Origin of the sequence: Micrococcus sp. KRD096, assembly GCF_017168495.1 — a bacterium.
Classification (GTDB): domain Bacteria; phylum Actinomycetota; class Actinomycetes; order Actinomycetales; family Micrococcaceae; genus Micrococcus; species Micrococcus luteus.
Map to the genome: position 1 here is coordinate 182,111 of NZ_JABFAY010000017.1, position 5,969 is coordinate 188,079.

6 protein-coding genes are annotated in these 5,969 nt (G+C 73.6%); 3 read left to right on the forward strand and 3 right to left on the reverse strand.

The window, feature by feature from the left end; translation table 11 throughout:
* The 3 genes from J1M41_RS08665 to J1M41_RS08675 all read left to right on the forward strand — a co-directional run.
* The coding region (locus J1M41_RS08665; RefSeq protein ID WP_241247861.1) for an aldo/keto reductase at positions 1-1,012 on the forward strand (1,012 nt) is incomplete at its 5' end.
* Positions 1,013-1,167: 155 nt separating this feature from the next.
* Positions 1,168-2,508: an NADP-specific glutamate dehydrogenase gene (gdhA, locus tag J1M41_RS08670; RefSeq protein WP_100058532.1), complete on the forward strand. Its 1,341-nt coding sequence runs from the start codon at positions 1,168-1,170 to the stop codon at positions 2,506-2,508.
* Positions 2,509-3,059: 551 nt separating this feature from the next.
* The gene (locus J1M41_RS08675; RefSeq protein WP_241247862.1) at positions 3,060-3,743 is read left to right on the forward strand and encodes a hypothetical protein; all 684 of its coding nucleotides are present in this window, start codon (positions 3,060-3,062) and stop codon (positions 3,741-3,743) included.
* Between the two features lie 140 nt (positions 3,744-3,883).
* On the opposite strand, the gene J1M41_RS08680 is transcribed toward J1M41_RS08675, so the two are convergent.
* The 3 genes from J1M41_RS08680 to J1M41_RS08690 all read right to left on the reverse strand — a co-directional run.
* Positions 3,884-4,330 carry a thioesterase family protein gene (locus tag J1M41_RS08680; RefSeq protein WP_002853740.1) on the reverse strand — a complete coding sequence of 149 codons (447 nt, stop codon included), beginning with the start codon at positions 4,328-4,330 and terminating at the stop codon, positions 3,884-3,886.
* Positions 4,327-5,547: an App1 family protein gene (locus tag J1M41_RS08685; protein WP_206451577.1), complete on the reverse strand. Its 1,221-nt coding sequence runs from the start codon at positions 5,545-5,547 to the stop codon at positions 4,327-4,329. The genes J1M41_RS08680 and J1M41_RS08685 overlap by 4 nt, the downstream gene beginning before the upstream one ends.
* 27 nt (positions 5,548-5,574) lie before the next feature.
* Positions 5,575-5,969, reverse strand: a 395-nt coding sequence (locus J1M41_RS08690; protein ID WP_206451578.1) for a DUF6508 domain-containing protein, incomplete at its 5' end; no start/stop codon positions are given.

Genomic DNA, 5,969 nt, shown 5'->3' on the forward strand with positions numbered 1-5,969 from the left:
CGATCCCGCCGCGCCCCGCCGCCTCGCCGGCAAGGACGTGCACCCCGTCGGCCTCGGGTGCATGAACATCGTGCACGGCTACTCCGGATTCCTCGACGACGCCGCCGCCGTCGACCTGCTCACCCGCGTGCTGGACGACGGCACCGACCACCTGGACACCGCCACCCTCTACGGCGGCGGCCGCAGCGAGGAGCTCGTGGGGCGCGCGCTCGCCCGGGCGGGGGCGGACGTCCGCGAGCGCGTCCTGCTCGCCTCCAAGGGCGGGCTCGTGCGGGACGGGCAGCGGCGGATCGACGGCCGCCCGGAGACGCTGCGCGCGCACGTGGACGCCTCCCTGCGCCGGCTCGGCCAGGACCGGATCGACCTGTACTACCTTCACCGGCTGGACCCGGAGGTCCCCGTCGAGGAGTCCGTGGGGGCGCTCGCGGAGGCCGTCACGGAGGGCAAGATCGGGGCGATCGGCCTGTCCGAGGTCTCGGCCGCCACCCTGACCCGGGCCGTGGCCGTCCACCCGATCGCGGCCGTGCAGTCCGAGTACTCCCTGGCCACCCGCAACCCCGAGTGGGGCGTGCTCGAGGCGTGCCGCCGCCATGGGACCGCCTTCGTGGCCTTCTCCCCCGTCAGCCGCGGCCTGCTCACGGACGCGCCGCCGCGGCTGGGCGGGCTGGACGCGGGAGACCTGCGGCACCGGCTGCCCCGCTTCGCCGAGGGCCACTACGAGGCCAACCTGACGCTGCGCGAGGCGCTCTCGGCCGAGGCCGTCCGGCTCGGGACGAGCACGGCGGGGCTCGCCGTCGCCTGGGTCCTGGCCCAGGGCGAGGACGTCCTGGCGATCCCGGGCACCACCTCGTGGGACCACTGGCTCGAGGACCGGGGCGCGCACGAGGTACGGCTGACCCCGGCCGACGTCGCCCGGCTGGACGACCTCGTCAACGACGCGACCGTGGCGGGGCCGCGTTACAGCGAGAGCCAGCAGGCCAGCATCGACACCGAGGCCGCGCCGCCGCGCTGAGCCGAACGCGGGGCCCGGGGTGGCCCGCGTCTCATTTCGGTAACAGAGCGCGCTCCCTGTCAGGATGGGCGTCAGGCACCGCGGCCTCCTCCGACCGCGGCGCGCCACGGGGGGCACCGCGGGGCGTCTCTACCCCGACGTCCGAGGAGGACACCATGAATGAGTCTCTGGAGACCCTGCGCGACGAAGTGTTCGCGCGCAACCCCGGCGAGGCCGAGTTCCACCAGGCGGTGTCCGAGGTGTTCGAGGCGCTGGGACCGGTGATGCAGCGCCACCCCCAGTACGTCGAGGCCGGGGTCATGCACCGCCTCTGCGAGCCGGAGCGCCAGATCATCTTCCGCGTCCCGTGGATCGACGACGCCGGCGTCGTGCAGGTCAACCGCGGGTTCCGCGTGGAGTTCAACTCGGCGCTCGGCCCGTACAAGGGCGGGCTGCGCTTCCACCCCTCCGTGTACCTCGGGATCGTCAAGTTCCTGGGCTTCGAGCAGATCTTCAAGAACTCGCTCACCGGCATGCCGATCGGCGGCGGCAAGGGCGGCTCGGACTTCGACCCCGCGGGCAAGTCCGACCGCGAGATCATGCGGTTCTGCCAGTCCTTCATGACGGAGCTGCATCGCCACATCGGTGAGCACACGGACGTGCCGGCCGGCGACATCGGCGTGGGCGCCCGCGAGATCGGCTACATGTTCGGCCAGTACAAGCGACTGACCAACCGCTTCGAGGCCGGCGCCCTCACCGGCAAGGGCCTGACGTGGGGCGGCTCGCTGGTCCGCACCGAGGCCACCGGCTACGGCGCCGTGATGTTCATCGACTCCATGCTCCGCACGCGCGGCGAATCCATGGACGGTCAGCAGGTGCTGATCTCCGGCTCCGGCAACGTGGCCATCTACGCCGCGGAGAAGGCCGCCGCGCTCGGGGCCACCGTGCTCACCGCGTCCGACTCCTCGGGCTACATCGTGGACCCGGACGGCCTCGACCTGGACCTGCTCAAGCAGATCAAGGAGGTCGAGCGTGCCCGCATCTCCGAGTACGCCGAGCGCCGCGGCGGGCGGTCCCGCTACGTGACCGGCGGCAGCGTGTGGGACGTCGAGGGCACCGTGGCCCTGCCGTGTGCCACCCAGAACGAGCTCGACGAGTCCGCCGCGCGGACCCTGCTGAAGAACGGGGTGAAGGCCGTGGCCGAGGGCGCGAACATGCCCTGCACCGAGGCGGCCTCCCACCTGTTCGTCGACTCCGGGACGCTGTTCGGCCCGGGCAAGGCCGCCAACGCGGGCGGCGTGGCGACGTCGGCGCTGGAGATGCAGCAGAACGCCTCGCGGGACTCGTGGAACTTCGACTACACCCACGACCGGCTCGAGCAGATCATGCGTGACATCCACGACCGTTGCGTGGAGACCGCCGAGGAGTACGGCACGCCCGGCAACTACGTGGCGGGGGCGAACATCGCCGGGTTCATCAAGGTCGCCGACGCGATGATCGCCCAGGGCGTGGTCTGAGTCCCCGCCCTGCCCCTTCCGTGATCCTCCGCCGCCCTGCGACATCACCGCCGTTCTGACGCGCGGTGATGTCGCAGGGCGGCGGTCGCTCGAGGGCACCCGACTCCTGCACAGGCTCCCCGACGTCGGGTGCCCTCCACCGCCGGCGCGGCCGACCCCTCACGCCCCGGACGGGCCCACGACACTGGGCCGCATGACCCCGCTCTCCGACCACTCGCGTGCGCTGCTCCCGGGACGCGGGCCCCTGCTCAGCGCGGCAGACCCCCACGACGGGGCGGCGCGGCGCCGTCTCGAACGCGCCTGGACCCGCGGGGTCCTCGTGCGGCTCAGCCCGCGCGTCTACATCAGCGTCAGCGACTGGGCCGCGCTGCGTCCGTGGGACAGGGCGGTCGTGTCCGCCGTCGCCCTCTCGATCGCCCGCCCCGCGACGGTGTTCACGGGCCTGACCGCGGCCCGGTTGCACGGTCTGGGGCCAGCCGTCGAGCCGCCCGCGCTCGAGCTGCGCGCCCCCTCGCCCGGGCATCACGGCTGCGGCCCTCGCCCCCTCCCTGGTGGCCCACGACCGCCGGCTTCCCGTCCCGCCACGCCGCCGACCCCGGTGGGGGCTGCCGGAGGCGGCCCACGCCGAGCCTCAGCCGGTCGAGGCCGTCCTGTCGGACGGGCAGAGCCTCGGGACCGTCCTGGCGGATCCGCTGCCCACGGTGCTGCTGGTCCTCGGCGCGGCCACCCCGTTCCGCGACGCCGTGGCCCCGCTGGACGCGCTCGTCCGAGCCTGGCCCGAGGAGGCCGCACGCTGGGCGAGGCAGGCGGAGAGCCGACTCGGATCAGCGGCCGCCCTCCGCCGATTCGAGCGGGCCTGGCACTTCGCGGACGCGCGGGCGGAATCCGCCGGCGAGTCCTACAGCCGGGCCATCATCCACGAGCTCGGCTTCGTCCCGCCCACGGCGCTGCAGCATCGCCACCGGGATGCGAACGGACGCGGGGTGGCCCGCACGGACTTCTGGTGGGAGCAGGTGCGGGTGTACGGGGAGTTCGACGGGCTGGGCAAGTACGACCTGTCGTTCTTCGACGGTGACGACACGGCCCGCCGCGCCAGCATCCGCCGGGAGAAGGAACGGGAGGTGGCCCTGCAGCTGGTCACCCGGGCGGGCGCGCATTGGACGTGGGGAGACCTCCTGCGGCCGGACCGGCTGGCGCGGATCCTCACCGCCGCGGGCGTCCCCCGCTCGGTCTGATCCGCGGCCGTCCCACGGGCCCTGTCTCGACTCGGCGAGCCCGAGCGGCGGACCTCCGCTCTGCGACATCGCAGCCACTCTGCACGGCGGTGATGTCGCTGGGCGGCTATCGGGCGGTCAGCAGCCCACCTCGGCCCACCTCAGCCGGCCAGGGCCGCCCGCTGCTCGGGGCTGATGCGCACGGGGCGGCCCGTCTGCCCGTCGACGAACACCATGACGGACGTCGCGGTGGCGCAGAGGGTGTCGTCGACGCCGTCGTGCAGGGCGTAGCCCACGTGCACCGAGGCGGCCTTCACGGCGTCCACGCTCACCACCACGCGCAGTGGCACGGGGCGGTAGGGCATCTGGGCCCGGTACTTCACGGTGTGCTCGGAGATGAACGTCCGCACACCGGGGGCCACCCCCTCGAGCAGGTCGATCGGCGGGGCCTGCCCGCCGCCGGCGCCGGTGTTCGCGGGCACGCCGAAGGCCGCCACGCGGGCCTCCTCCAGCAGCTGCACCACGGCGATGTTGTTCACGTGGCCGTAGGCGTCCATGTCCGCCCAGCGCAGCGGGATGCGGACCTCGACGGAGCGCGAGGCGGTCATCGGGCGGCCTCCTCGTCCGCGGACCGACCGTCGCGCTGCGCCGCGGCGTCGAGGGCCGCCGGCGCCTCGTCGTCGCCGAGGATGTCCTCACGCCAGGCCTCGGGCTGCACGTCCACGAACTCGACGGGCAGGATGCCCAGGTCCTCGAGCTGATTGGACAGCGTGGCCCCGTCCGGGCCGTAGCACCACGGGATGCCCGGGGTGGAATGGCGGGTGTCCTCCGCCCGGCCGCCCGCGAGCAGCGCCTGGGAGGGGGTCAGCTGCCGGATGACGATCGCCTTGACCCGGTCGGGGTGGCGCTGCGCGAACTCGGCGTAGATCTCGGGGTCGTGCTGGCCGTCGTCGCCCACCAGGATCCACTGGATGTCCGGGAACTGCTCGGCGAGGCGCTCGAGCTGGACCCTCTTGTGCTCCTGGCCGGAACGGAACCAGCGGTCCTTCGTGGGCCCCCAGCTGGTCAGCAGCAGGGCGCCGAGCGGGTAGAGGTTGCGGCCCAGGAAGCGGGTGAGGGTCTGCGCCACGTTCCACGCGCCCGTGGACAGGTACAGCACGGGGGCCTTCGGCTCGAGCTCGGCGATCCGGCGCAGCAGCACGGCGATCCCCGGAGTGGGCGTGCGGGCGTGCTCGTCGATCACGAACGAGTTCCAGGCCGCCAGCAGGGGGCGGGGCAGCGAGGTGACCACCACGGTGTCGTCGATGTCCGAGACCAGGCCGATCCGCGCGCCCGGCTCGCAGATGTACAGGTCCATGACGGCGTGCTCCTCTTGGCCGCCGACGTGGAGGGTGGCGGTCTGCCAGCCGGGCTCCAGCTCGACGTCCAGCACGACGTCGACGACGCCCATCCGGTCCGTGCGCACCGTGGTGCGCAGGTCCCCCACCTGCACCTCCACCTCGGCGTAGGCCATGGGCGGGGCCACGAAGTTGCGCCAGCCGCGCACGCCGTCCGCCACCACCTTCGACAGCCGACGGCCGTTCATGAACTCCTCGTCGGAGGCGATCACCACACGGGAGAGGATCCGCACCCAGCTGGTGCTGCCGTAGCCCGTGAACGCCATGACCGTCGGCACGTTGCCGGCACGCAGCGCGCGGGCGCGGTGCCAACGGTTCCACCCCTCCTGCAGGTGCGTGGCGACGTTCTCCACGGGAGTGGGGTCACCGGAAGGGGCCAGGCGGCCGCGCCGGGGCGCGGGCGTGGGGGCGTCGGAGGCTGCGGGCATGCGCCCAGTATTCCGCACCGTGCGCTCTCAGCGGATCTCGGGGACCAGCGCGGTCAGGCGGTCCAGCATGCGGCCGACCTTGCCGTTCTCGATCGCGGCGGCCACGTGCCCGTCCGCGAACCGCTCGCCGCGCACCAGGTAGGTGAACAGCGTGCCGAGGTCGGCCAGGGACGCCTCGGCGATGCCGGCCTCGCTCACCCGGTCCACGTTCCGCAGGTAGTCGACGTCGATGCCCGCCAGCTCCTGCGCGGCCACGAGGCCGGGGAACACGCGGTCGTCGTAGTCCGGGTAGACGCCGCCGAGGGTGCCGGGCGCGGGGGCGCCGTAGGAGGCGATCGGCCGGGCCTCGGTGCCGTAGCCGGCGGCGAGCAGCTCGCGCAGCGCACGCACGGCGGCCACGCGCTGGGGCGTGGGGGTCTGCG

Coding starts and splice junctions, on each gene's coding strand:
- gdhA (WP_100058532.1), top strand. CDS start 1,168: ATGAATGAGTCTCTGGAGACCCTGCGCGACGAAGTGTTCGCGCGCAAC.
- J1M41_RS08680 (WP_002853740.1), bottom strand. CDS start 4,330: ATGACCGCCTCGCGCTCCGTCGAGGTCCGCATCCCGCTGCGCTGGGCG.
- J1M41_RS08685 (WP_206451577.1), bottom strand. CDS start 5,547: ATGCCCGCAGCCTCCGACGCCCCCACGCCCGCGCCCCGGCGCGGCCGC.